General features: G+C 72.0%; 20 protein-coding genes. 13 read left to right on the top strand and 7 right to left on the bottom strand.

Features of this window, described 5'->3' with window-relative positions:
- Positions 1-106 precede the first annotated feature (106 nt).
- Positions 107-745 (top strand): DUF4360 domain-containing protein, encoded by a 639-nt coding sequence (locus ACN28C_RS06290; RefSeq protein ID WP_422772618.1) that lies wholly within the window; start codon positions 107-109, stop codon positions 743-745.
- 366 nt (positions 746-1,111) lie between these two features.
- Here the strand turns inward: ACN28C_RS06290 and ACN28C_RS06295 are convergent, their stop codons facing one another.
- The 3 genes from ACN28C_RS06295 to ACN28C_RS06305 form a co-directional block, all read right to left on the bottom strand.
- Complete coding sequence (locus tag ACN28C_RS06295) at positions 1,112-1,543, bottom strand: hypothetical protein (RefSeq protein WP_422772619.1); 432 nt, start codon at positions 1,541-1,543, stop codon at positions 1,112-1,114.
- 192 nt (positions 1,544-1,735) lie between these two features.
- On the bottom strand, positions 1,736-2,938 hold the full coding sequence (locus tag ACN28C_RS06300; protein WP_422772620.1) for a cation:proton antiporter: 1,203 nt from the start codon (positions 2,936-2,938) through the stop codon (positions 1,736-1,738).
- Between the two features lie 5 nt (positions 2,939-2,943).
- The gene (locus tag ACN28C_RS06305) at positions 2,944-3,444 is read right to left on the bottom strand and encodes a cation:proton antiporter regulatory subunit (RefSeq protein ID WP_422772621.1); all 501 of its coding nucleotides are present in this window, start codon (positions 3,442-3,444) and stop codon (positions 2,944-2,946) included.
- A 246-nt stretch (positions 3,445-3,690) separates the two neighbouring features.
- Between ACN28C_RS06305 and clpB the strand changes: the two genes are divergently transcribed.
- The 7 genes from clpB to ACN28C_RS06340 all read left to right on the top strand — a co-directional run bounded on the left by clpB (position 3,691) and on the right by ACN28C_RS06340 (position 10,983).
- Complete coding sequence (gene clpB / locus ACN28C_RS06310; protein ID WP_422772622.1) at positions 3,691-6,282, top strand: ATP-dependent chaperone ClpB; 2,592 nt, start codon at positions 3,691-3,693, stop codon at positions 6,280-6,282.
- A 158-nt stretch (positions 6,283-6,440) separates the two neighbouring features.
- Entirely contained in the window at positions 6,441-6,818 is a 378-nt protein-coding gene (locus tag ACN28C_RS06315) for a hypothetical protein (RefSeq protein ID WP_422772623.1), read from the top strand.
- Positions 6,819-6,990: 172 nt separating this feature from the next.
- Entirely contained in the window at positions 6,991-7,767 is a 777-nt protein-coding gene (locus ACN28C_RS06320; protein ID WP_422772624.1) for a hypothetical protein, read from the top strand.
- Between the two features lie 231 nt (positions 7,768-7,998).
- A complete protein-coding gene (locus ACN28C_RS06325; protein WP_422772625.1) occupies positions 7,999-8,841 on the top strand; it encodes an SDR family NAD(P)-dependent oxidoreductase in 843 nt (280 codons plus the stop codon).
- A 182-nt stretch (positions 8,842-9,023) separates the two neighbouring features.
- The gene (pyrE, locus tag ACN28C_RS06330) at positions 9,024-9,563 is read left to right on the top strand and encodes an orotate phosphoribosyltransferase (protein ID WP_422772626.1); all 540 of its coding nucleotides are present in this window, start codon (positions 9,024-9,026) and stop codon (positions 9,561-9,563) included.
- A gap of 57 nt (positions 9,564-9,620) precedes the next feature.
- Entirely contained in the window at positions 9,621-9,998 is a 378-nt protein-coding gene (locus tag ACN28C_RS06335) for an ArsR/SmtB family transcription factor (RefSeq protein ID WP_007073957.1), read from the top strand.
- 94 nt (positions 9,999-10,092) lie between these two features.
- On the top strand, positions 10,093-10,983 hold the full coding sequence (locus ACN28C_RS06340; protein ID WP_422772627.1) for a class II aldolase/adducin family protein: 891 nt from the start codon (positions 10,093-10,095) through the stop codon (positions 10,981-10,983).
- A 63-nt stretch (positions 10,984-11,046) separates the two neighbouring features.
- On the opposite strand, the gene ACN28C_RS06345 is transcribed toward ACN28C_RS06340, so the two are convergent.
- From ACN28C_RS06345 to ACN28C_RS06355, 3 genes are all read right to left on the bottom strand, one after another.
- On the bottom strand, positions 11,047-11,760 hold the full coding sequence (locus ACN28C_RS06345) for a DedA family protein (RefSeq protein WP_422772628.1): 714 nt from the start codon (positions 11,758-11,760) through the stop codon (positions 11,047-11,049).
- Between the two features lie 192 nt (positions 11,761-11,952).
- Positions 11,953-14,622, bottom strand: coding sequence for a polynucleotide kinase-phosphatase (locus tag ACN28C_RS06350; protein WP_422772629.1), 2,670 nt, complete (start codon positions 14,620-14,622; stop codon positions 11,953-11,955).
- The gene (locus ACN28C_RS06355) at positions 14,619-16,103 is read right to left on the bottom strand and encodes a 3' terminal RNA ribose 2'-O-methyltransferase Hen1 (RefSeq protein WP_422772630.1); all 1,485 of its coding nucleotides are present in this window, start codon (positions 16,101-16,103) and stop codon (positions 14,619-14,621) included. Before ACN28C_RS06355 ends, ACN28C_RS06350 begins: the two co-directional genes overlap by 4 nt.
- Positions 16,104-16,218: 115 nt before the next feature.
- Between ACN28C_RS06355 and ACN28C_RS06360 the strand changes: the two genes are divergently transcribed.
- From ACN28C_RS06360 to ACN28C_RS06370, 3 genes are all read left to right on the top strand, one after another.
- On the top strand, positions 16,219-16,704 hold the full coding sequence (locus tag ACN28C_RS06360) for a SigE family RNA polymerase sigma factor (protein WP_422774550.1): 486 nt from the start codon (positions 16,219-16,221) through the stop codon (positions 16,702-16,704).
- Positions 16,701-17,798 (top strand): LCP family protein, encoded by a 1,098-nt coding sequence (locus ACN28C_RS06365; protein WP_422772631.1) that lies wholly within the window; start codon positions 16,701-16,703, stop codon positions 17,796-17,798. Before ACN28C_RS06360 ends, ACN28C_RS06365 begins: the two co-directional genes overlap by 4 nt.
- A 203-nt stretch (positions 17,799-18,001) precedes the next feature.
- Entirely contained in the window at positions 18,002-19,597 is a 1,596-nt protein-coding gene (locus ACN28C_RS06370) for a glycosyltransferase family 4 protein (RefSeq protein ID WP_422774551.1), read from the top strand.
- Between the two features lie 10 nt (positions 19,598-19,607).
- On the opposite strand, the gene ACN28C_RS06375 is transcribed toward ACN28C_RS06370, so the two are convergent.
- Positions 19,608-19,823 carry a hypothetical protein gene (locus ACN28C_RS06375; RefSeq protein WP_422772632.1) on the bottom strand — a complete coding sequence of 72 codons (216 nt, stop codon included), beginning with the start codon at positions 19,821-19,823 and terminating at the stop codon, positions 19,608-19,610.
- A gap of 136 nt (positions 19,824-19,959) precedes the next feature.
- Here ACN28C_RS06375 and ACN28C_RS06380 point away from each other — a divergent pair, with 136 nt between their 5' ends.
- Complete coding sequence (locus ACN28C_RS06380; RefSeq protein ID WP_422772633.1) at positions 19,960-20,340, top strand: phage holin family protein; 381 nt, start codon at positions 19,960-19,962, stop codon at positions 20,338-20,340.
- A 132-nt stretch (positions 20,341-20,472) separates the two neighbouring features.
- Positions 20,473-21,501 carry a class II fructose-bisphosphate aldolase gene (fbaA, locus tag ACN28C_RS06385; RefSeq protein ID WP_422772634.1) on the top strand — a complete coding sequence of 343 codons (1,029 nt, stop codon included), beginning with the start codon at positions 20,473-20,475 and terminating at the stop codon, positions 21,499-21,501.
- Positions 21,502-21,617 lie beyond the last annotated feature (116 nt).

Here is a 21,617-nt window from a genome sequence, read left to right on the forward strand (position 1 = left end):
CCGGCCTGCGGGTGCCGGCAGGGAGGGTCATCCAACCGACGGTTGGAGTTGGGAACAGCCGCGCGGGCAACAGCCCGCGCGACGGTGATCGAAGGGAGCACCGGAAATGCTGCACACGTTACTCATCGGCACGCTGGCGGCCTCGTTGATGGGCATGCCGGTAATCGACGACCCCGAGCCCACCACGAACCCCCCGTCCGAACGCATCACTGTCGAGATCAAGACGGTCAACGGATCGGGCTGCCGGCTCGGAACCGCGGCGGTCGCCACCGCCCCCGACAACACGGCCTTCACCGTGACCTACAGCGACTACCTCGCCCAGGCAGGGGCCGGCGCCGCGCCGACCGACTTCAGGAAGAACTGCCAGCTCGTCCTGGAGGTCAAGATCCCCGGTGGCTTCACGTACGCGATCCGGCAGGCCGACTACCGCGGCTTCGCCCACCTCGAACGCGGCGCCAGCGGCATGCAGCGGACGAGCTACTACATCCAGGGCACGTCACCGACGGACGCCCGGACGCACTCCTTCACCGGCCCACTCAGTGACAGCTGGCAGACGACCGACCTCACCGACATGGCCGAGCTGACCTACGCGCCCTGCGGCGAGATCCGCTACCTCAACATCAACACCGAGCTGCGGGTGAATCGCGGTACGTCGAAGCCGACGACCACCAGCTTCATGATGATGGACTCCACCGACGGCAGCGTGAGCACCACGTACCACTTCAACTGGCTGCACTGCGACTAGGCCGCTCCGCCCGACCAGGTCCCGGCGCCGACCTGCTGAGAGGCCGGCGTATGTCGGCACGGTGCTCGCCGGCCGGCGTCGCGACCGCTCACGTGAGGATCACCGCTGGCGCTCGTCCACGGATGGTGCGAGCGCCAGCTCTTCCTGGCGACCCCGCCGACAACGCTGCCGACTGCCGAATTCCACCGCGTCCGCCCGATGCGGTCAGTACCCTGACCGGTGGTGCGGACTTCCGCCGCGGTCGCCGGCCGGACGGCGGTGGCCATGGCGGCACGGGGCTTCCAGTACGTATGCCAGACATCCCGTACTCCGCGCCGGCGGTAACTGGTGGCCCGGGGTCCACGGGGGGTCCCGGCCCATCGCGGGTCAGCTCAGCCGGCGGCCCTGGCGGACGAGGCCACCTTCGCACCAGTCGTGGTAGTCGAACAGCTCCGGCCTGGCCTGGAGCATCCGGGTGTTGTGTGCCCAGGTGGTCATCGGCTCGTCACCGATCCGCTCGGCCTGCTCGACCAGCTTCCGCAGGCGCCGCTTGGGATGGGCCTGGAACTTGGTCCGGATGCCGTCCGCCGCGTAGATGTAGAGGCAGTGCAGCGCGAAGCGCCGGGCCGGGCACGACCGGTCCATCGCCAGCTCGAACAGGGTGTTGATCAGCCGGTCGCCGGTGACGAGCAGGTCCCAGTCCTTCGGCATGGTGTGCAGCGGTACCGCATCTGGCTCGTAGGCCCACGCCCGCAGCTCGGCGGGTGATGGATCCACCGGGTTGGCAAAGCCCCGGAACGCGGAGTCTTGCACGCTCAACGGGCCGCCTTTCCGCTCGCGCGGCTGCCGGGCACCCGGCCCCCGCAAGACCTCTGGCTATTGCGGCGACACGGTAACGCGCTGTCGCCAATCTGCGAAAGAGTCGCCATGTGTCATTTCATCAACCCGTTACGGTTAGGGGGCATTGGCCGGACAGCGATCCCGACATGTGGAGCACGACGGCCGCCCGGCTCACTCCGTCGCGGTCGCCGGGGTCGGCCCGCCCGCCGCGGCACGGCGCAGCCACCGCTTGAACCACGCGAGGTCGGGCAACCGGGCCAGCATCGGGCCGGTCACCACGGTGATCAGCACGTACGCGGTGGCCAGCGGGCCGAGTTCCGGGTTGACCACACTGGTGGCGACCGCGAGTCCGGCGATGACGATGGAGAATTCGCCCCGGGGCGCCAGGGCCAGTCCGGCCCGCCACCGGCCGGGCAGTCCGATGCCCACCCGTTTCGCCGCGAGATAGCCGGTGAGCACCTTGGTGGCCATGGTGATCACGGCCAGGGCCAGCGCCGGCAGCAGCACCGGCGGGATCGCCCGGGGGTCGGTGACCAGCCCGAAGAAGACGAAGAAGACGGCGGCGAAGAGATCCCGCAGCGGCGAGAGCAGCTCCGTGGCGTTGTGCGCCACCGGCCCGGAGAGCGCGATGCCGACCAGGAACGCGCCGACCGCCGCCGACACCTGGAGTCCGGCCGCGATGCCGGCGACCAGCAGGGTCAGCCCGAGCACGCCGAGCAGCAGCGCCTCCGGATCCTGGGCGGAGAGCAGCCGGGAGATGAAATGGCCGTACCGAATCGCCACCACCAGCACCAGCATCACGGTGAAGACGGCGACGGTCAGCGCGATGCCGCCGCGGAGCAGGGTCTGACCGCCGAGGATCGCGGTGACCAGTGGCAGATAGAGGGCCATCGCGAGGTCCTCGATGACCAGCACAGACAGGATGACCGGGGTCTCCCGGTTACCGACCCGGCCGAGGTCGGAGAGGACCTTGGCGACGACGCCGGACGAGGAGACCCAGGTGACTCCGGCCAGCACCAGCGCGCCGATCCAGCCCCAGCCGAGCAGCAGCCCGAACGCCGCGCCGGGCAGCGCGTTGAGCAGGCCGTCGATGAGGCCGGCCGGTGCCGCGGCCCGCAGGTTGCCGACCAACTCGGTGGCCGAGTATTCGAGGCCGAGCATGACCAGCAGCAGGATCACACCGATCTCGGCACCGACCTGGAAGAACTCCTCGCTGGCCGAGAGGGGCACCAACCCGCCGTGCCCGAAGGCGAGCCCGGCGAGCAGATAGAGCGGGATCGGCGAGAGCCCGATCCGCCGGCTGAGCCGGCTGAGCAGTCCCAGAGCGAGCAGCAGCGCGCCCACTTCGATGAGCAGGACTGTGGTGTGGTGCATCCGCCTCAGCCGTCCGGGTCGGTCTCGGCGAGGATCGCGGTGACACCGTCGAGTCCCTGGCGGGTGCCGACCACGACCACGACATCGCCGGTCTCGAACCGGAAGGTCGGATCGGGTGAGGCGATCACGTCGCGTTCCCGGAGGACCGCGACGATGGAAGCGCCGGTACGGGTGCGAGCCTGCGTGTCGCCGAGCCGCCGCCCGACGTACCGCGAGCCGGCCGGGATGGCGATCTGCTCGGTGAGCAGCCCGGCGGCCTGCTGGCGCAACCCGGAGAGCTGGCCGAGCATCAGCGAGGCGCCGAGGATGTCGGCCAGCGCCTCCGCCTCGTCGTCAGTCAGCGGGATGTCGGCGGTGCAGGAGTCCGGGTCGTCGGGGTCGTACAGGACCAGATCCCGCCGACCGTTGCGGTGCGTCACCACACCGAGCCGGCGCCCGGAGACGGTCACCACGTCGTGGCGTACGCCGATCCCGGGCAGGGCGGTCTGCTCCACACGTACTCGCACGTAACAACCGTACCGCTGTGGATCGAGGACCGGGGCGGGTGGGGCCGTGCCGGGTCGCCGGTGCCGGCGGTCGTCGTCACCGCAGCCAGGTGTGACCGACGTCACTGGCAAGGAGTTGAGTGGAATAGACTCAACTCTGGTTGTGTCGTCAGTACTGGAGGTGGTGTCGCCGGCCGGCGGCGTCACCGCCCGCCATGCTGCCGATGCCGGCCCCTACCACGGCCGGCGGACCGTATTGGGAGCCCCATGAACGCCGAACGCCTCACCACGAAGAGCCGCGAAGTCATCACCGGCGCCGTCGCGACCGCCAACCAGCGCGGACACGCCACGGTCGAGCCATGGCACCTGCTGCTGTCCCTGCTGGACACCGGCGGGTCGACGGCGGCCGGGCTGCTCCGGGCCGTCGGGGCGAACCCGGCCGACATCCGGCGGGCCGCCGCGCGCGCCGTCGAGAACCAGCCGGCCGCCCGGGGGTCCAGTGTCGCCGAGCCGAGCCTGTCCCGCGAGTTCGTCAACGCGATCGGCGCGGCGGAGCAGATCGCCCGGCCGCTCGGCGACGAGTACACCTCCACCGAGCACCTGCTGGCCGGGCTGGCCCGGGTCGGCGGCGCGGTCGCCGGCGTGTTGAAGCAGGCCGGTGCGACCGAGGAGAACCTGGTCGCCGCCTTCCCGGCGGTGCGTGGCGGGGACCGCCGGGTCACCACCGCCGACCCGGAGCAGACCTACCAGGCGCTGGAGAAGTACGGCGTCGACCTGACCGCGAGCGCCCGGGAGGGCAAGATCGACCCGGTGATCGGCCGGGACGCCGAGATCCGCCGGGTGGTGCAGGTGCTCTCCCGGCGTACCAAGAACAACCCGGTGCTGATCGGCGAGCCCGGCGTCGGCAAGACCGCGATCGTCGAAGGGCTGGCCCAGCGGATCGTCGCCGGTGACGTCCCGGAGTCGCTGCGGGACAAGAAGCTGGTCTCGCTCGACCTCGGCGCGATGGTCGCCGGTGCGCAGTACCGGGGCCAGTTCGAGGAGCGGCTCAAGTCGGTGCTGGAGGAGATCAAGAACTCCGACGGCCAGGTCATCACCTTCCTCGACGAGTTGCACACCGTGGTCGGCGCCGGCAAGGGCGAGGGCTCGATGGACGCCGGCAACATGCTCAAGCCGATGCTGGCCCGGGGCGAGCTGCGGATGGTCGGCGCGACCACGCTCGACGAATACCGCGAGCACATCGAGAAGGACCCGGCGCTGGAGCGGCGCTTCCAGCCGGTGCTGGTCGGCGAGCCGACCATCGAGGACACCATCGGCATCCTGCGCGGCCTCAAGGAGCGTTACGAGGTGCACCACGGGGTCCGGATCACCGACGCGGCCCTGGTCGCCGCCGCCGGTCTCTCCGACCGGTACATCACCGACCGGTTCCTGCCGGACAAGGCGATCGACCTGGTCGACGAGTCCGCCTCCCGGCTCCGGATGGAGATCGACTCCCGGCCGACCGAGGTCGACGAGATCGAGCGGGCGGTCCGCCGGCTGGAGATCGAGGAGATGGCGCTGGCCAAGGAGCCCGACCCGGCCTCGGCCGAGCGGCTGGAGCGGCTCCGCCGCGAGCTGGCCGACAAGCGCGAGCAACTCACCGCGCTCAGCGAGCGCTGGAAGCTGGAGAAGGAGCACATCACCCGGATCTCCACCGCCAAGGAGGAGCTGGAGCGGCTCGGCGGTGAGGCCGAGCGGGCCGAGCGGGACGGCGAGCTGGAACGCGCCGCCGAGCTGCGCTACGGCCGGATCCCGGAGCTGCAGGCCGCACTGGCCCGGGCCGAGGGCGAACTCGCCGGCCTGCAGGCCGACGGGGCGATGCTGAAGGAGGAGGTCGGCGCCGACGACATCGCCGCGGTGGTGGCCTCCTGGACCGGCATCCCGGCCGGCCGGCTGATGGAGGGCGAGACCGCCAAGCTGCTCCGGATGGAGGCGTCGCTCGGCGCCCGGGTGGTCGGCCAGGCCGAGGCGGTGGCCGCGGTCTCCGACGCCGTACGCCGGGCCCGTGCCGGGGTCGCCGACCCGGACCGCCCCACCGGCAGCTTCCTCTTCCTCGGCCCCACCGGCGTCGGCAAGACCGAGCTGGGCAAGGCGCTCGCCGAGTTCCTCTTCGACGACGAGCGGGCCATGGTCCGGATCGACATGAGCGAGTACGCCGAGAAGCACTCCGTGGCGCGGCTCGTCGGTGCCCCGCCCGGCTACGTCGGGTACGAGGAGGGCGGTCAGCTCACCGAGGCGGTGCGTCGCCGGCCGTACTCGGTGATCCTGCTGGACGAGGTCGAGAAGGCCCATTCGGACGTCTTCGACGTGCTGCTCCAGGTGCTCGACGACGGCCGGCTCACCGACGGCCAGGGGCGTACGGTCGACTTCCGCAACGCCATCCTGATCCTCACCTCGAACCTCGGCTCTTCGGTCGTCTCCGACCTGACGCTGAGCCAGGACGAGCGCCGGGAGGCGGTGCTCGCGGTGGTCCGGTCGCACTTCAAGCCGGAGTTCCTCAACCGGCTCGACGACATCGTGGTCTTCGCCTCGCTCACCGGGCAGGAGTTGCGTGGCATCGTCGACATCCAGCTCGACCGGCTGCGGCGGCGGCTCGCCGAACGGCGACTCGGCCTGGAGGTCAGCGACGACGCCCGGAGCTGGCTCGCCGAGCACGGGTACGATCCGATCTACGGTGCCCGGCCGCTGCGCCGGCTGGTCCAGTCGGCGATCGGCGACCGGCTGGCGAAGGCACTGCTCTCCGGCGAGGTCCGCGACGGGGACACCGTCCGGGTGGACCTGGCGGAGAACAAGGAGTCGCTGGCCGTGTCCCGGGCCTGAGCGTCACGCCGCGTCCCGGGCTGGGCGGCCCGCCGTGTCCCGGGGCCGACTACCACAGGGCCGGTCCGACCCGCTCTCCGGCGGGCCGGGCCGGCCTTTCCACGCAGTGCGCCGACCGCCGCCGAGCGATCCCGCTCGGCTCGGGTGACCATAGACGCATGGCGGAGTTTCCGGGACACGGCGACGACCTGGCGGCAGCGGTGCGTGAGTTGGCCGAGGCCGACGTCGTCGCGTTCGGCGGGGTGGGCCTGGCGGGGCAGGTGCTGCCGGCCACCGAGGCGTACCGCACCGTCGAGGCGGCGCTCCCCGAGCGGGCCGAGGAGGTCCGGCCCCGGCTGGCCTGGTTGCTGGCGAACGGATCGGCGGCCGGCAGGGCGTACGCGGCGGCCCTGCTCGACCGCCTGGATCCGGCGGCGGCCGGCGCGGCCTGGCAGGAGCTGCGCGACGATCCGGGTGAGCTGACCACCTTCAGTGGTTGCGTGATGGACCGGACCACCCTGGGGGAGTACGCCGCGAACCGTCTCGACCAGGACTGAGCGGCCCCCATCGGGCCCGGCGCCGCGCAACTGGCGGTGGTTCACCCACAATCGGCGGGATCGATACCGATACGGTGGTGCGGAATCTGGGAAGCCTGCTCCGGGAACACCCGATCCGCACCACCCGACCCCGGGAACCCACTTCGGGATCCCGAGCCAGGAAAGGAGAACCGTGTCGGAACCAGCGAACCCCGCGCCGACCGCGAGGCCGCGCCCGAGCACCGTCACCTACGCCAGTTACCTGCTATATCTGGCCGCTGCCCTGATCGTCGTCACGGCGGCGGTCAGCTTCGCCACGCTCGGTACCATCTCCACCATCTTCGAGGAGGAGTACGCCGGCACCTCCCTCGACGGTGCCGAGGGCTTCATCATCGCCGTCACCGTCTTCAGCACGGTGCTGCAGTTGCTGATCGCCATCGGCCTGGTGGTGCTCGGCCTGCTGAACGCACAGGGCCGCAACGGCGCCCGGATCGCCACCTGGGTGGTGGCCGGGCTCGGTGTCTGCTGTAGCGGGCTCGGTGTCGGTGGCAGCGCGTTCTCCGGGATGGGCGCCGGCACCGGCTCCGACGCAGACGTCCCGGACGCGGCGGAGGTGCAGCGACGGTTGGAGGAGGAACTGCCGTCCTGGACCGAACCGGTCAGCATGATCTGTTCGGTCATCGCGCTGCTGGCGCTGATCGCCGCGATCATCCTGCTCGCCCTGCCGGCGTCGAACGAGTTCTTCCGCAAGCAGCCGGCCGGTGCGGAACCGCCGCTGCCGGGTGGCGCCTACCCGGCCGGCGGCACCGACCCCGGCTACCCGGCCGGCGGCACCGATCCGGCCTATCCGTCCTACCCCCCGACCGGCACGCCGCCGGGCACCCCACCGTCGACGAACCCGCCGCCGGGCAACCCGCCCTCGGACGACCCGCCGACCAACCGGCCGCCGGGGAACCCTCCGGCGAGCTGACCGCCCATCCTGGATCCCCCGGCCGGCACCGGCCCGCCGGGGGATCCGGCGCATTCGGGGCTCGACGGGCGATGCAGGACCGATCGCGTGGTGAAGGACTGCTTCCGGCTCCTCGGGAGCGCTGGCGGTGGTCTTTTCCGGCTCCGGCCGCTCGACTAGGTTGTGGAAGCGGTACCGCTTCGGGCGGTATCGCACCGGTACGCCAGCGAAGTCGTCGAGGTGAGCAGATCCGTGGCAGCAGCCGACCCCACGCCCGATCCTGAACCCGGGACGAGTCGGAGCGCGCCGCGTCGCGCGCTGGTCACCGGCGCCACGGCCGGGATCGGTGCCGCCTTCACACGGCGGCTCGCGGCCGACGGATACGACCTGGTGCTGGTGGCCCGGGACGGCGAGCGGCTCGCGCACCGCGCCGCCGAGCTGGCCACCCGGCACGGCACCGTGGTCGACGTCATGCCGGCCGACCTCGCGACCGAGGAGGGGTGCGGTCTGGTCGAGAAGCGGCTCTCCGACGTGTCGGAGCCGATCGACCTGCTGGTCAACAGCGCCGGGATCAGCCTCAACCGGTCGTTCCTGCACTCGACGGTCCAGGACGAGTCCCGACTGCTCCGGCTCAACGTGCATGCGGTGCTGCGGTTGACCCTCGCCGCCCTGCCCGGGATGGTCCAGCGGCGGCACGGGGCAGTGATAAATGTCTCTTCCGTGGCCGGCTTCGGGCCGGTCATGCCGGGCTCGACGTACTCGGCCAGCAAGGCGTGGGTGACCAACTTCAGCGAGTCGGTGGCCCAGTCGGTGCGGCCGAAGGGCGTACGGGTGATGGCGCTCTGCCCCGGCTACACCCGTACGGAGTTCCACGACCGGGCCGGCATCGACATGTCGAAGACGCCCGGGTGGTTGTGGCTGCGCGCCGACGACGTGGTGCGGGACGCCCTGCGTGACCTGGATCGGGACCGCCTTGTGAGCGTCCCGGACTGGAAGTACAAGCTGGCCGTCTTCGGGATGCGACACGCGCCGGGGCGCCTCTGGCGGGCGGTGGCCCGGGATGCCCGGGGACGCACCGGTCGCGCGGAGTCGTGAGCCGGTAACCCTGCCGGACGGCCGGGCCGCTCACCGGAAACGGTGGCGTCGGGACGCGGGCAAGATTCAGTGCGGAGAGTAGCCGATTTTCCGCCCCATCGGCCACCGTCAGACCCCGGCGATCGGCTGTCCTGCCGGGTCGGCCATTCGGTTCTCACCTTGGCGCAGTACCCTTACCGGCCATGGGGGACCACGACGACCTGCGTAAATTCATCACTGACCTTGCCGTGGTGCACGGGCGGGTGGTGCTGTCCTCAGGTCGTGAGGCGGACTGGTACGTCGATCTGCGGCGCGTGACCCTGCATCACGCGGCGGCACCGTTGGTCGGCCGGGTCATGCTCGACCTCACGGCGGAATGGGCGTACGACGCGGTTGGCGGCCTGACGTTGGGTGCGGACCCGATCGCCGTGTCGATGTTGCACGCCGCCTCGGCGGCGCAGCGTCGACTCGACGCCTTCGTGGTTCGCAAGGCCGGCAAGACGCATGGTCTGCAGCGCCGGATCGAGGGTCCGGAGGTGAGTGGTCGCCGGGTGTTGGCAGTAGAGGACACCTCCACCACGGGAAGCAGCGTGCTGGCCGCAGTGGAGGCGTTACAGGAGGTCGGAGCCGAGGTGGTGGGCGTGGCCGTTATCGTTGATCGTGGGGCCGGCGACGCCGTACGAGCCGCCGGATTGCCGTACCGGGCAGCCTATACGTTGGCTGACCTCGGCCTTGTGGCCTAAAAGTTTGCCGATTCGGATCTGCTGATATGCAGGCGGGTCGATGCTGCTGGTGGAAGGATGGAATACGTGGGAACTGCGTTGGCCGAAATGACTATGCCTCAGATCTCGCCGCTTGCCGGCGAGCCGATCGAGCGTGCTGACGCCGAGCGTCTGGCCGGGGTCCTCAAGGCCCTGGCCGACCCCGCTCGGCTTCGGCTGCTCAGCCTGATCCAGTCGGCACCGGAGGGCGAAGCGTGCGTGTGTGACCTCACCGCGCCGCTTGGCCTCTCCCAGCCGACGGTCAGCCATCACCTCCGGATCCTCACCGAAGCCGGCTTGCTGGAGCGGGAGAAGCGGGGCGTGTGGGCCTACTACCGGTTGGTGCCGACGGCGATCGCGACGATCGCCGACCTGCTGACCCCGCCGCGTAAGCGAGCCACCAAGAAGGCTCGCTGACTCAGCGTCCGGCCCGTCTGGTGTCCGCCCCGTCCAGGACGGCGCCAGACGGTCGAGTCGCGGAGAGCGCGGTGCGGCGGGACGGGCCGTCGGCGTGAACTATCTCCGGGGAGACCTGCGGGATCAGCTCGCGTACGTCGGACAGGACGTCGTCCGGACCGGCCTCGTGGTCGGTTCCGGCGGCAACCTGTCCGCCCGGCTGCCCGACGGCGATTCCTGCTGGGTGACCGCCAAGGGCACCTGGTTGGACCGGCTTGACCGCACGTCGTTCGTCCGGGTGCGCATCTCGGACGGTTCGGTGCTCCCGGATCCTCCGAGCCGCTCGGACGATCCGCCACGCCCCGCCGGGGCGACCACCGCCACAGGTGGGCAGGGCACCGAGGGCGGATCGGGCGCCGCGCGCGGGCCGGCAGAGCCGGGCTTGTCGGACGGGCAGGGTCGTACCGTCCAGGACGGCGAAACCCTCCTGGGCGATGCGACGCTGCCCGCGCCACGGTTCGGGCCCGGCACGGAGACGGCCACCGGTCGGGCGATGGGCGGGACCCTGCCGACCCTGCCGACCAGCGAGGTCGAACTGCACCTTGCCGCCTATCGGGCCCGACCGGACGCCCGGGCGATCGTGCACCTGCATCCGCAGACCGTGTTGCTCCTCGACGCGCTCGGCGAACAGATTCGGCTCGTCACCACCGACCACGGGTTCTATCTGCGCCGGGTGACCCGGGTGCCGTTCCGGCTGCCGGGCACCACCGAGCTGGCCGAGCTGGCCGCCGAGGCGACCCGGAACGGCACCAACTGCCTGGTCCTGAGCCGGCACGGCTGCTCCGTGCTGGGTGAGAGCGTGGAACTGGCACACAAGCGGGCCGCCAATCTCGAAGAGGCGGCCCGGTTGACGTACCGGGCTCTCGCCGCAGGGCGGCTGACCGAACTGCCGGAGCTGCCCGCCGAGTTCGTCGACTGGCTGGCCGGCGGCGCAACCGGCGTGTGACGGAGAGGCCGCCCCGACGCGCCGCCGAGGAGTCCGTCCGTGGTCCGCCCCGGTGCCGCCGGCTCAGTAGCCCTGGCGGTGCCGCCGCGCCTCCTGGGCGGCGTGCTCCAGCTCGGCCCGTTCCGCCGGGGTGGTGCCGCGCTTGGCCGCCATCCGGGCCCGGATCAGCTCGATGATGATCGGGACGACCGAGACGAAGACGATGGCGATCAGGATCAGCTCGATGTTGGCCTTGACGAAAGGAACCTGGCCGAGGAAGAAGCCGAGGACCGTGACCCCGGTGCCCCAGAGGATGCCGCCGACCACGTTGTAGACGACGAACGTCCGGTAGCGCATCCCGCTCACCCCGGCGACGATCGGGGTGAAGGTGCGGACGATCGGCACGAACCGGGCCAGCACCACCGACCGGGGACCGTACTTCTCGAAGAAGTCGTGTGCCTTGAGCAGGTTCTCCTGCTTGAACAGCCGCGAGTTGGGCCGGCGGAACAGCGCGGGCCCGACCTTCTTGCCGAAGGCGTATCCGACCTGGTCACCGGCGATGGCCGCGATGGTGATCAGCAGGCACACCAGCCACAGCGGGTAGGTGATGTATTCACCGTCGGCGGTGAGCAGCCCGGCGGTGAAGAGCAGCGAGTCTCCGGGCAGGAAGAAGCCGATCAGCAGTCCGGACTCGGCGAAGACGATCGCCAGGATGCCGAGCAGCCCGAAGGTCGAGATCAACCACTCCGGATCCAGCCAGTCCGGACCCAGGGCCAGCGTGGTGGTGGGCGTCGGCACGAGGAGACCTCCGGAACTCTCGGCATGGCGCGGTGAAGGGACCGCCGGCATAGTGGCGGGTACCACAGCAGTCTAGGCACAGCGTCGCAGCGGTCGCCGCGCGATGTCGGCCCCGGCGGTACACCTCGGACCGGTTCCGGTCCGGGAGGGAGCCGGAATCGGCCCCGGACCGGCCCGAAGCCGTGGATCGGCCTAGAGTCGTGGATCGACCGGTTCCGACTCGCAGGCGAGGATCGCGAAGACCAGCTCGTGCCGCCGCCAGAGCGGCGCGCCCTCCGCCAGCCGGTCGAGCGCGGCCAGCCCCAGCCCGTGCTCTCGCAGGGCCAGCCCTCGCTTCCGCCCCAGCGACCGGTGCCGGAGAACGGCCAACTGCTCTGGTTCGGTGTACTCCGGGCCGTAGATGATCCGCAGGTAGTCCCGGCCCCGGCACTTCAGGCCCGGCTGGAGCAGCCGCCCCGAGGCGTCCCGGGCGCCGAGCCCGGCGTACGGCTTCACCACCATCCCCTCGCCGCCGGCCGCGGTCAGCTCCAGCCACCAGTCGGTCACCGCCGACACCGCAGGCTCGTCACCCAGGTCCACGACCCGGCGCCGGGTCGGGGTGAACAGCTCCGGATCGGCGGCGTGCAGCCGGTCGGCCAGTGCCAGATGCCAGCCGTGGTCCCGGGACGCGTGCGAAGCGCCCTCACTGGCGAGCACGGCGAACGGCGCAAGTGTCACCCCGTCGAGACCGTCGGTCGGCCGCACGTAGCCGCGGTACGCCCCGACGTACCGGTCGAGGTCGGTTGCGCGGCGCTCCATCCGGGCCCGCAGGTCGGCGACTGGCAGCTTTCGCCCGGCGGCCCGGTCGAGCACCTCCCGCACGGCCGGCAGCGCGGCCCGACCCGCCGCGCCGACCGGGGCGTACTGCTCGCGAATCAGGCCGCCGGCCTTGGCCGACCAGGGCAGCAGCTCGCAGTCGAGCAGTATCCAGTCGGTGCCGAGTTCGTCCCAGAGCCCGGCGCTGCCGGCAGCGGCGCGTACCCGTGCGAGCAGCGCCCGGTCCCGTGCCCCGCCGAAGAACGGCCGGCCGGTGCGGGTGTACACCACCCCGTCACCCGGGCCGAACCGTGCGGCAGCGCCCGGCGCGGCCGCACCGACCCGGCTGGCCCCGCCCGGCGTCGCCGGAGCGGCCCCGTCCCGGCAGACCAGGACCACCGCGCGGGAGCCCATGTGCTTCTCCTCGCAGACCACCCGGTCGACACCGGCCTTCCGGTAATCCTCGAACGCCGGTGCGGGATGCTCCAGGAACCCCTCGACGGTCGAGGTGGAGCAGGGTGCCATGGTCGGCGGGAGCCAGGGCAGCCAGCGCGGGTCGACGGCGAACCGGCTCATCACCTCCAGCGCGGCGGCGGCGTTCTCCGCCGCCACGGTCACCGTGCCGTAGCCGTAGTCGATGTGCCGGCGCCCGGTGACGTCCCGCAGGTCCAGCCCGAGACCGTCCCGCACGCCGGCACCGGGCGGTTCCGGCGACGTCGTGGCCGGCGACGTCGTGGCCGGCGACGTCGTGGCCGGCGACGTCGTGGCCGGCGACGATCCCGGCGTCGCGGCCAGCGGGCGGGCCGGCGGGTAGTACTCCCGCGCGGCCGGCACCGAGACGAGTTCCCGGTCGGGATAGCGCAGCGCCGTCAAGGTACCGCCGAAGACGCAGCCGGTGTCGATGCAGATGGTGTTGTTGACCCACTCCGGGGTCGGGGTGGGGGTGTGGCCGTAGACGACCATCGCCGCACCCCGGTAGTCCCGGGCCCACGGATAGCGCACCGGCAGGCCGTACTCGTCGGTCTCGCCCGTCGTCTCGCCGAAGAGCGCGAACGCCCGGACCCGGCCCGACGCCCGACCCTGGTATTCGGCCTTCAGCCCGGCGTGCGCGACCACCAGCCGGCCACCGTCCAGCACGTAGTGGCTGACCAGGCCGTCGACGAACGCGGAGATCTCGGCGACGAAGCTCGGCTCCTCGGCGTCGAGCTGGGCCAGCGTCTCGGCCAGGCCGTGCGACACCGTGACCTTGCGGCCGCGCAGCCTGCGCAGCAGCTTCTGCTCGTGGTTGCCGGGCACGCAGAGCGCGGTGCCGGCGCCGACCATCCCCATCACCAGCCGGAGTACGCCCGGCGAGTCCGGCCCCCGGTCGACCAGGTCACCGACGAAAATCGCGGTACGCCGCTGCGGATGCGTCGCGTTCACCGGCCGCCCGCGATCGTCGCGGTGCAGGGTCCAGCCGAGCCGGAGCAGCAGTGCCTCCAACTCGGCCCGGCAACCGTGCACGTCACCGACGATGTCGAAGGGGCCGGTCAGCTCCCTCCGGTCGTTGAAGAGCTTCTGGAGGCGGATCTCGGCGGCCTCGATCTCCTCGACGCCGCGCAGCACGTGCACCCTGCGGAAGCCCTCCCGCTCCAGCCGCCCGAGGCTGCGCCGCAGGTCCCGCTGCATCCGGCCGATCACCTGCCGCCCGAAGGTCCGCTCGGGCCGCGCCTGCGTACGCTCCCAGCAGAGCGGTTCGGGCACGTCCAGCACGATCGCCACCGGGAGCACGTCGTGTTCCCGGGCGACGGCGACCAGCCCGGCCCGGGCGTGCTGCTGGAGGTTGGTGGCGTCCACCACGGTCAGCCGGCCGGCGCGCAGCCGCTTGCCGGCGACGTGGTGCAGCACCTCGAAGGCGTCGCCCGAGGCGGACTGGTCGTTCTCGTCGTCGGCCACCATCGCCCGGAAGGTGTCCGAGGAGAGCACCTGGGTGGCGGCGAAGTGCCGGCGGGCGAAGGTGGACTTGCCCGAGCCGGAGACCCCGACCAGCGCCACCAGGGCCAGTTCGGGGATGTCGAGCGTACTCATCGGGAACCTCCCTCCCCACCACCGGTCCGGGCGAGGACCGCGAGCTGGGTCGGGCTGCCGACCTGCGGGTCGTCGGCGCCGACGCCGCTGATCGAGACGGTGTAGCCGTAGCTCGCGCCTACCGCGCCGGCCCACCGGGCGAACTCGGCCCGGGTCCACTCGAACCGGTGGTCGGGGTGCCGGAGGCCGCCGTCGGCCAGGCCGGGATAGCGCACGTTGTACTCGGCGTTCGGCGTCGTCACGATCACCGTCCCCGGCCGGGCGTGCCCGAAGACGGCCGCCTCCAGCGCCGGCAGGCGCGGCGGGTCGAGGTGCTCGACCACCTCCATCAGTACTGCGGCGTCGAACCCGCGCAACCGGTCGTCCCGGTAGGTCAGCGCGGACTGCCACAGCCTGATCCGGTCGCGCTGCCGGGGCGGCAGCCGGTCCAGCCGCAGACGCCGCTCCGCCACCGCCAGGCTCCGGGTCGAGACGTCGGTGCCGACGATCTCGGTGTAGCGGCGGTTCCTGACCAGGTCGGTGAGGAGCGCACCGCCGCCGCAGCCGAGGTCGAGGACCCGGGCGGCGCCGGAGCGGTCCAGCGCGTCGAGTACGGCCGCCCGGCGCAGCGCCGCGAGCGGCTGCCGGTCGACGCCGGCCGGCAGCCCCGCCTCCTCGTCCGCCCCGCCGTCGTAGCTCTCCACGACGGTGTCCGGGTCGGTCGGCTCGTCCGCGAGCCGCTGCTCGGCCAGCCGGGCGAGTGCGGCGCCGGCCAGGGCGCGGCGGTGCGCCAGGTAGCGCCGGGTGATCAGGCCACGCTCCGGGTGTGCGGCGAGCCATCCCGCGCCGGCCCGGATCAGCTTGTCGATCTCGTCCGGCGCGACCCAGTAGTGCTTGGCGTCGTCGAGCACCGGCAGCAGCACGTAGAGGTGGTTGAGCGCGTCGGCGAGCCGGAGCGTGCCGGCGAGGGTGAGGTCGACATAGCGGCTGTCGCCCCAGTCGGGACGCGTCGGGTCGAGCGGGATCGGGATGGCGGTCACCATCCAGCCCAGCGGGGCGAAGAGCCGGCCGGCCAGGTCGGCACCGCCCCGGCAGCGCAGCGCCGGCACCCGCAGCTCCAGTGGGATCGCCGTCGCGGCCAGCTCGGGGCGGTCCTTCGAGTCGCCGCGCATCGCCGACCGGAACGCCGTGGACAGTGCCGAGGAGAGCAGGCTGGAGGCGGCGTACCCGCGGTCGTTGACGTACCGGCCGAGGGTGAAGCCCTCCGGAGTGGAGCCGGAGCCCCGGGCCGGGCCGCCCCGCCGGGGCCGGTCGACGGCCAGGGCCAGCGGGTCGATGTCGAGGAGCAGGGCGGCGGTGCAGCGTTCGGCGCCGGCCTCCGGAAACACCACGTACGCCGTACCGGTGGGCACCCCGAAGGCATGCACCCGGTCGGGGTGCTTGACCAGCAGGTAGCCCAGGTCGGTGGCGGGTCGGTGGGTGGTGCTCACAGTGATCAACACGTCGACCATGCTGACAGCCCACCGACGGTTCCGTCGCGGCATTTGCCGCCCGCACCCGGCCGGCAAGCTTCCGCGTCCGTACTCCCGTCTATAGGAGGAGAGGCCGGAGGTGTCCGTGACGTACGAGGAGTTCGTCGACTCCAGACTCACCGCGCTGCTGCGCTACGCGGTGATGCTGACCGGCGATTCCCATCTCGCCCAGGATCTCGTGCAGGAGACGATGGTGCGGGTCCAACTCAACTGGCGGCGGGTGACCCGCGCCGACGCACCGGAACAGTACGTACGGCGGATGCTGACCAACCAGTACCTCGACTGGCAGCGCGGCTCCTGGGTGCGGCGGGTGCTGCTGCGTGCCGAGCCCGAGGAGGCGGTGGCCGTACACGCCGACCACGCCGAGGCGACGGTGGACCGGGACCAGGTCTGGAGCTGGCTGGCCCGGCTGCCCCGGCGGCAACGGGCGGCGCTGGTGCTGCGCTACTACGAGGACCTGCCGGACGCCGAGATCGCCGCGGTGCTCGGCTGCGCGGTCGGCACCGTCCGGTCGATCATCTCGCGCGCCCTCGCCACCCTTCGTGCCGAATTCGTGGGGGCCGGAACATGATCGACGACGACATCCGGCAGCCGATGGAGGACGAGCTGCGGGCCGCGTTCGCCCGGCACGTGTCGCTGGCCCCCGACACCGTCGGCGTGCGCGCGGAGATCGACCAGCGGGTGGCACGCCGACGTCGTCGGCGCCGGGTGGCCCAGGTCACCGCCGCCGCCCTGGCCGTGCTGGGCGTGCTCGCGGTGCCGACGCTCGGCCGTACGGTCCGGGAGTCGCCGCCCGCCGAGGTCGCCGCGCCGCCACCCCCACCCCGGGCGACCGGGGCGGCGGCGCCGCTGAACTTCCTCCTCCTCGGCCTCGACGGCGGGGACGGGCGGAGCAACGGCCACCGCGCCGACAGCGTGCTGCTGGTGCACGTGCCGGCGGACCGGAGCCGGCTCTACCTCGTATCGCTCCCCCGTGACCTCGGCGTCGAGGTGCCGGGCCACGGCTTCGGGAAGCTGGGCACCGCCTTCCACCTCGGCAGTCACCGACCGGGCGGCCGGCCGGACCTGGCGGCCGGGGCCGCGCTGACCGAGCAGACCGTCACGGCGCTGAGCGGAATCCGGTTCGACGCGACCGCGACGCTGACCTACCCGGGGCTGCGGGAGCTGACCGACGCCGTCGGCGGTGTCCGCGTCTGCCTGCCGGAGCAGGTGCGCTCCCACCACACCGCGCGGGTCTTCCCGGCCGGCTGCCAGCGGCTCGACGGCGCCGCCGCGCAGGACCTGCTCCGCCAGCGCTACCACCTCGACCAGGGTGCGCACGACCGCGACCGCAACGGGCAGCGGTTCACCGAGGCGCTGCTGCACGAGCTCACCGATCCGGCCAACGCCGTCGATCCGCTGCGGATCGCGGAGATCGTCGGCGCGCTCGGTCGCAACCTGACGCTCGACCTCGACGGAACGACACCGGCGGAGCTCTTCACCACGCTGCGGGCGGTGGCGGCGGCCGACGCGGTGGGAATCGGCTGGACCTACCATCCCGACCGGGGGCCGGCTGGCCGGGTCGAGACCCTCGATCCGTTGCTGGGTCGCACCCTCTTCGACGCGCTCCGGCAGGACGCACTGGCCGCCTGGGTGGCCCGGCACCCGGACCGGGTCACCGGCTGACAGCCCTGCCGGAATCCGTCGGGTAAGGCTTCGGCCCGACCCTCGCCACCCGGTGTTCACCTCGACGTCATCTCTTCCCGCCCCGGTCGCCGTGGTCGGGCCGTACACTCGCCGGGTCCATCAGGGGTGTGTGCGGGACGGAGACGGCAATGGCACCTGACGATGCCGGGGCGGCGGGTCGCCGCACGCCGGACCGGATCGTCATGCTGGTCGACAACGGCGTGCACGGCGACTCCCGGGTGCAGAAGCAGGCCCGGTCGGCGGCGGACGCCGGCTGGGACGTGATCCTGCTGGGCCGGTCGCCGACCGGGGCGCCGCAGAGCTGGCAGCTCGGTGGGGCGCAGGTCCGGCTCGTGCCGATGCCGGAGCCACTTTTCCGCAAGCGTCACCAGTACCGGCGCGCCTGGCTACGCTGGCCGTTCGCCTATCCGCCGAACGGGATCGCCGAATACCGGGCCCAGCAGGTAGCCGCCTGGCGGGCGGAGCTGCGGTTCCGGGGTGCCCAGCTCGCGCTCGCGGCCCGGGCCGGCCGGCGTGACCGGGCGGCGGAACGCTGGCTCCGGGTCCGGCGGGTCCTCGCCGACCTCGCCGGACACTGGGTCTGGGTCCGGACGAAGATGCACAACCGGGCGCTCTACGCCCGCCGCTACCGCAACCCCTGGGACCGGGCGGTCACGCTCTTCTGGCAGCTCACCAAGGGCGACGGGGCCTGGCGCCGGCTCGAACCGGGGCTCTGGGACTACGAGCTGGCGTTCGGCCCGGTCGTCGACGAGCTGGCTCCGGACCTGATCCACGCCAACGACTTCCGGATGCTCGGCGTCGGTGCCCGGGCCAAGGTCCGGGCGCTGGCCGCCGGGCGGCCGGTCAGGCTGGTCTGGGACGCCCACGAGTTCCTGCCGGGCATCCGCCCCTGGCAGCAGCACATCCGCTGGCTGCCCGCGATGCGGGCGCACGAGCGGGAGTACGCGCCGCACGCCGACGCCGTGGTCACCGTCTCCGAGGCACTTGCCGAGATGCTCCGGGCCGAGCACGACCTCGCCGAGCTGCCGGCGGTGGTGCTGAACGCGCCCGCCGTCGAACACGCCCCGGACGGGGCGGACGGCAGCGTCCCCGACCTGCGCCAGCTCTGCGGGATCGGTGCCGACGTGCCGCTGGTGGTCTACAGCGGCAGTGCCGCCGAGCCGCGCGGCCTGCGGACCATGGTCGACGCGCTGCCGGAGCTGTCGGCCGTGCACACCGCGCTGGTGGTCAACCCCGATCTTCCGTACGTCCGCAAGCTCGTCGCGCACGCCCGCCGGATCGGGGTCGCCGACCGGCTGCACGTGCTGCCGTACGTGGCGCACTGGCAGGTGGTGCCCTTCCTCGCCGGTGCGGACGTCGGGGTGATCCCGATCCACCACTGGCCCAACCACGAGATCGCCCTGATCACCAAGTTCTTCGAGTACGCGCACGCCCGGCTGCCCCTGGTGGTCAGCGACGTGCGGACGATGGCCCAGACCGTCCGGTCGACCGGGCAGGGTGAGGTCTTCCGGGCCAGAGACGTCGCCGACTACGTCCGAGCCGTCCGGGCCGTGCTCGCCGACCGCGAGCGGTACCGGGCCGCGTACGACCGGCCGGGCCTCCTCGCCGGCTGGACCTGGAGGGCCCAGGCGGACATCCTCACCGCCATCTACCGCCGCCTGCTCGACGACGGTGAAAGGAAGGGCCCCCGCTTATCGTTTTCTGTAGAAGCGGGGGCCCTTCCCAACACCTCGGCCGCCGGCGGCGAGCCGGTGCCGGCGGCGGTGGTTCAGCGGTAGTCGTCGTCGGTCAGCGGTAGTCGTCGTCCTGGAGGCCGACGACCCGGGCCTGTTCCATGGCGTCCCACTCGTCGACCTCCAGCCCGCGCTGGACACTCGGCTGGTCCTCGACGCTCGGGTCCGCGACGGTCGCCTGTTCCACGGCGTCCGCGGGCGGCGCCTCGGGGTCGCGCTCGTCGGGTGTGAGGTGGTCGCCGGGAGCGAAGTCCTCGTCGGGCTGGGCCATGTCCTACTCCTACCGGTCGGTGCTTCCTTACCACCGTACGGGCTCGCCGGGCGGCCCGTAGCGGGGAGCACGGTGCCCGGTCCCGGAGCGGGCTAAACCGCCGGTCCGGCCGCCGGCCGCGTGCCACGATGAGGCGGTGGGCTTCCTGGTCAGGCTGGTGATCGGTGCGCTGGCGCTGTGGATCACCACACTGGTGGTGCCCGGCATCGAGCTGACCGGCCGCTCCGCGCTGGAGAACGCGCTGACGGTGCTCGTCGTGGCGTTCATCTTCGGGGTGGTCAACGCGGTACTCAAGCCGATCATCCACGTCGTCGGCTGCATCTTCTACGTCCTGACGCTGGGGCTCTTCGCACTGCTGGTCAACGCCCTGCTCTTCCTGCTCACGGATTGGATCGCGCACCTGTTCGACCTGCCGTTCTCCATCGACGGCTTCTTCCCCGCCTTCTACGGGGCCATCCTGATGGCCGTGGTGAGTTGGTTGATCGGCGTCGTGTGGCCGGGCCGGCCCGAGCGGTGAGTCATGGGCGGGTGGGTTGAAGTGGCGCGAGCGGGCTGCGGGATACTTCGGTACGGAGGACAGCGCGGTCCGGGCGCACCCATCCAGACAGTGGCCGTGCAGGCCGAGAGCGGTTATTAAGGAGCGTTTCACATGCCCATCGCTTCCCCCGAGGTCTACGCCGAGATGCTGGACCGCGCCAAGGCGGGCCGGTACGCGTACCCCGCCATCAACGTGACCTCGTCGCAGACCCTGCACGCGGCGCTGCGCGGCTTCGCCGACGCGGAGAGCGACGGGATCGTGCAGGTTTCCACCGGCGGCGCGGAGTACCTCTCCGGCCCCACCGTCAAGGACATGGTGACCGGCGCGGCGGCGTTCGCCGCGTACGCCCGCGAGGTGGCCAGGAACTACCCGGTCAACATCGCGTTGCACACCGACCACTGCCCCAAGGACAAGCTCGACAAGTTCGTCCGTCCGCTGATGGCGATCTCCAAGGAGCGGGTGGCGCGCGGTGAGGAGCCGCTCTTCCAGTCCCACATGTGGGACGGCTCGGCGGTGCCGGTCGGGGAGAACCTCGAGATCGCGGCCCAGCTGCTCGACGAGGCGGCGGCCGGGCACATCGTGCTGGAGATCGAGGTCGGCGTGGTCGGCGGCGAGGAGGACGGCGTCGAGAACGCGATCAACGAGAAGCTCTACACGACGGTCGAGGACGGCATCGCGATGGTCGACGCGCTTGGCCTCGGCGAGAAGGGCCGCTACATGGCGGCATTGACTTTCGGCAACGTGCACGGCGTCTACAAGCCGGGCAACGTCAAGCTCCGGCCGGAGATCCTGAACGAGATTCAGCAGGCGGTCGGCGCCAAGTACAACAAGGGCGACAAGCCGCTCAGCCTGGTCTTCCACGGCGGCTCCGGCTCGCTGCTGGAGGAGATCCGCGAGGCGCTCGACTACGGCGTGGTGAAGATGAACATCGACACCGACACCCAGTACTGCTTCACCAGGCCGGTTGCGGACCACATGCTCCGCAACTACGACGGCGTGCTCAAGGTCGACGGCGAGGTCGGCAACAAGAAGATGTACGACCCGCGGGTCTGGGGCAAGGCGGCCGAGGCGGGGATGGCGCAGCGGGTCGTCGAGGCGTGCGAGCACCTCCGCTCGACCGGCACGACGCTGTCCAAGTAACCCAGGCGGGAGTACGCCCGGCGGCGGGTGCGCCAGCACGGTTCCGGGATCGACCGGAATCCCTCGGCGGGATCCGCCCCGGGCAGCGGCCCGCCCGCCCCGGGCAGCGGCCCGCC

The organism is Plantactinospora sp. WMMC1484, from assembly GCF_049315195.1.
In the GTDB taxonomy this organism is placed as follows: Bacteria; Actinomycetota; Actinomycetes; order Mycobacteriales; family Micromonosporaceae; genus Plantactinospora.

What these genes read in the sequence shown, in the direction of transcription:
- ACN28C_RS06290 (WP_422772618.1), top strand. Translation starts at nt 107, where the DNA reads ATGCTGCACACGTTACTCATCGGCACGCTGGCGGCCTCGTTGATGGGC.
- ACN28C_RS06300 (WP_422772620.1), bottom strand. Translation starts at nt 2,938, where the DNA reads ATGCACCACACCACAGTCCTGCTCATCGAAGTGGGCGCGCTGCTGCTC.
- clpB (WP_422772622.1), top strand. Translation starts at nt 3,691, where the DNA reads ATGAACGCCGAACGCCTCACCACGAAGAGCCGCGAAGTCATCACCGGC.
- ACN28C_RS06315 (WP_422772623.1), top strand. Translation starts at nt 6,441, where the DNA reads ATGGCGGAGTTTCCGGGACACGGCGACGACCTGGCGGCAGCGGTGCGT.
- pyrE (WP_422772626.1), top strand. Translation starts at nt 9,024, where the DNA reads ATGGGGGACCACGACGACCTGCGTAAATTCATCACTGACCTTGCCGTG.
- ACN28C_RS06335 (WP_007073957.1), top strand. Translation starts at nt 9,621, where the DNA reads ATGGAATACGTGGGAACTGCGTTGGCCGAAATGACTATGCCTCAGATC.
- ACN28C_RS06350 (WP_422772629.1), bottom strand. Translation starts at nt 14,622, where the DNA reads ATGAGTACGCTCGACATCCCCGAACTGGCCCTGGTGGCGCTGGTCGGG.
- ACN28C_RS06365 (WP_422772631.1), top strand. Translation starts at nt 16,701, where the DNA reads ATGATCGACGACGACATCCGGCAGCCGATGGAGGACGAGCTGCGGGCC.
- ACN28C_RS06370 (WP_422774551.1), top strand. Translation starts at nt 18,002, where the DNA reads ATGCTGGTCGACAACGGCGTGCACGGCGACTCCCGGGTGCAGAAGCAG.
- ACN28C_RS06375 (WP_422772632.1), bottom strand. Translation starts at nt 19,823, where the DNA reads ATGGCCCAGCCCGACGAGGACTTCGCTCCCGGCGACCACCTCACACCC.
- fbaA (WP_422772634.1), top strand. Translation starts at nt 20,473, where the DNA reads ATGCCCATCGCTTCCCCCGAGGTCTACGCCGAGATGCTGGACCGCGCC.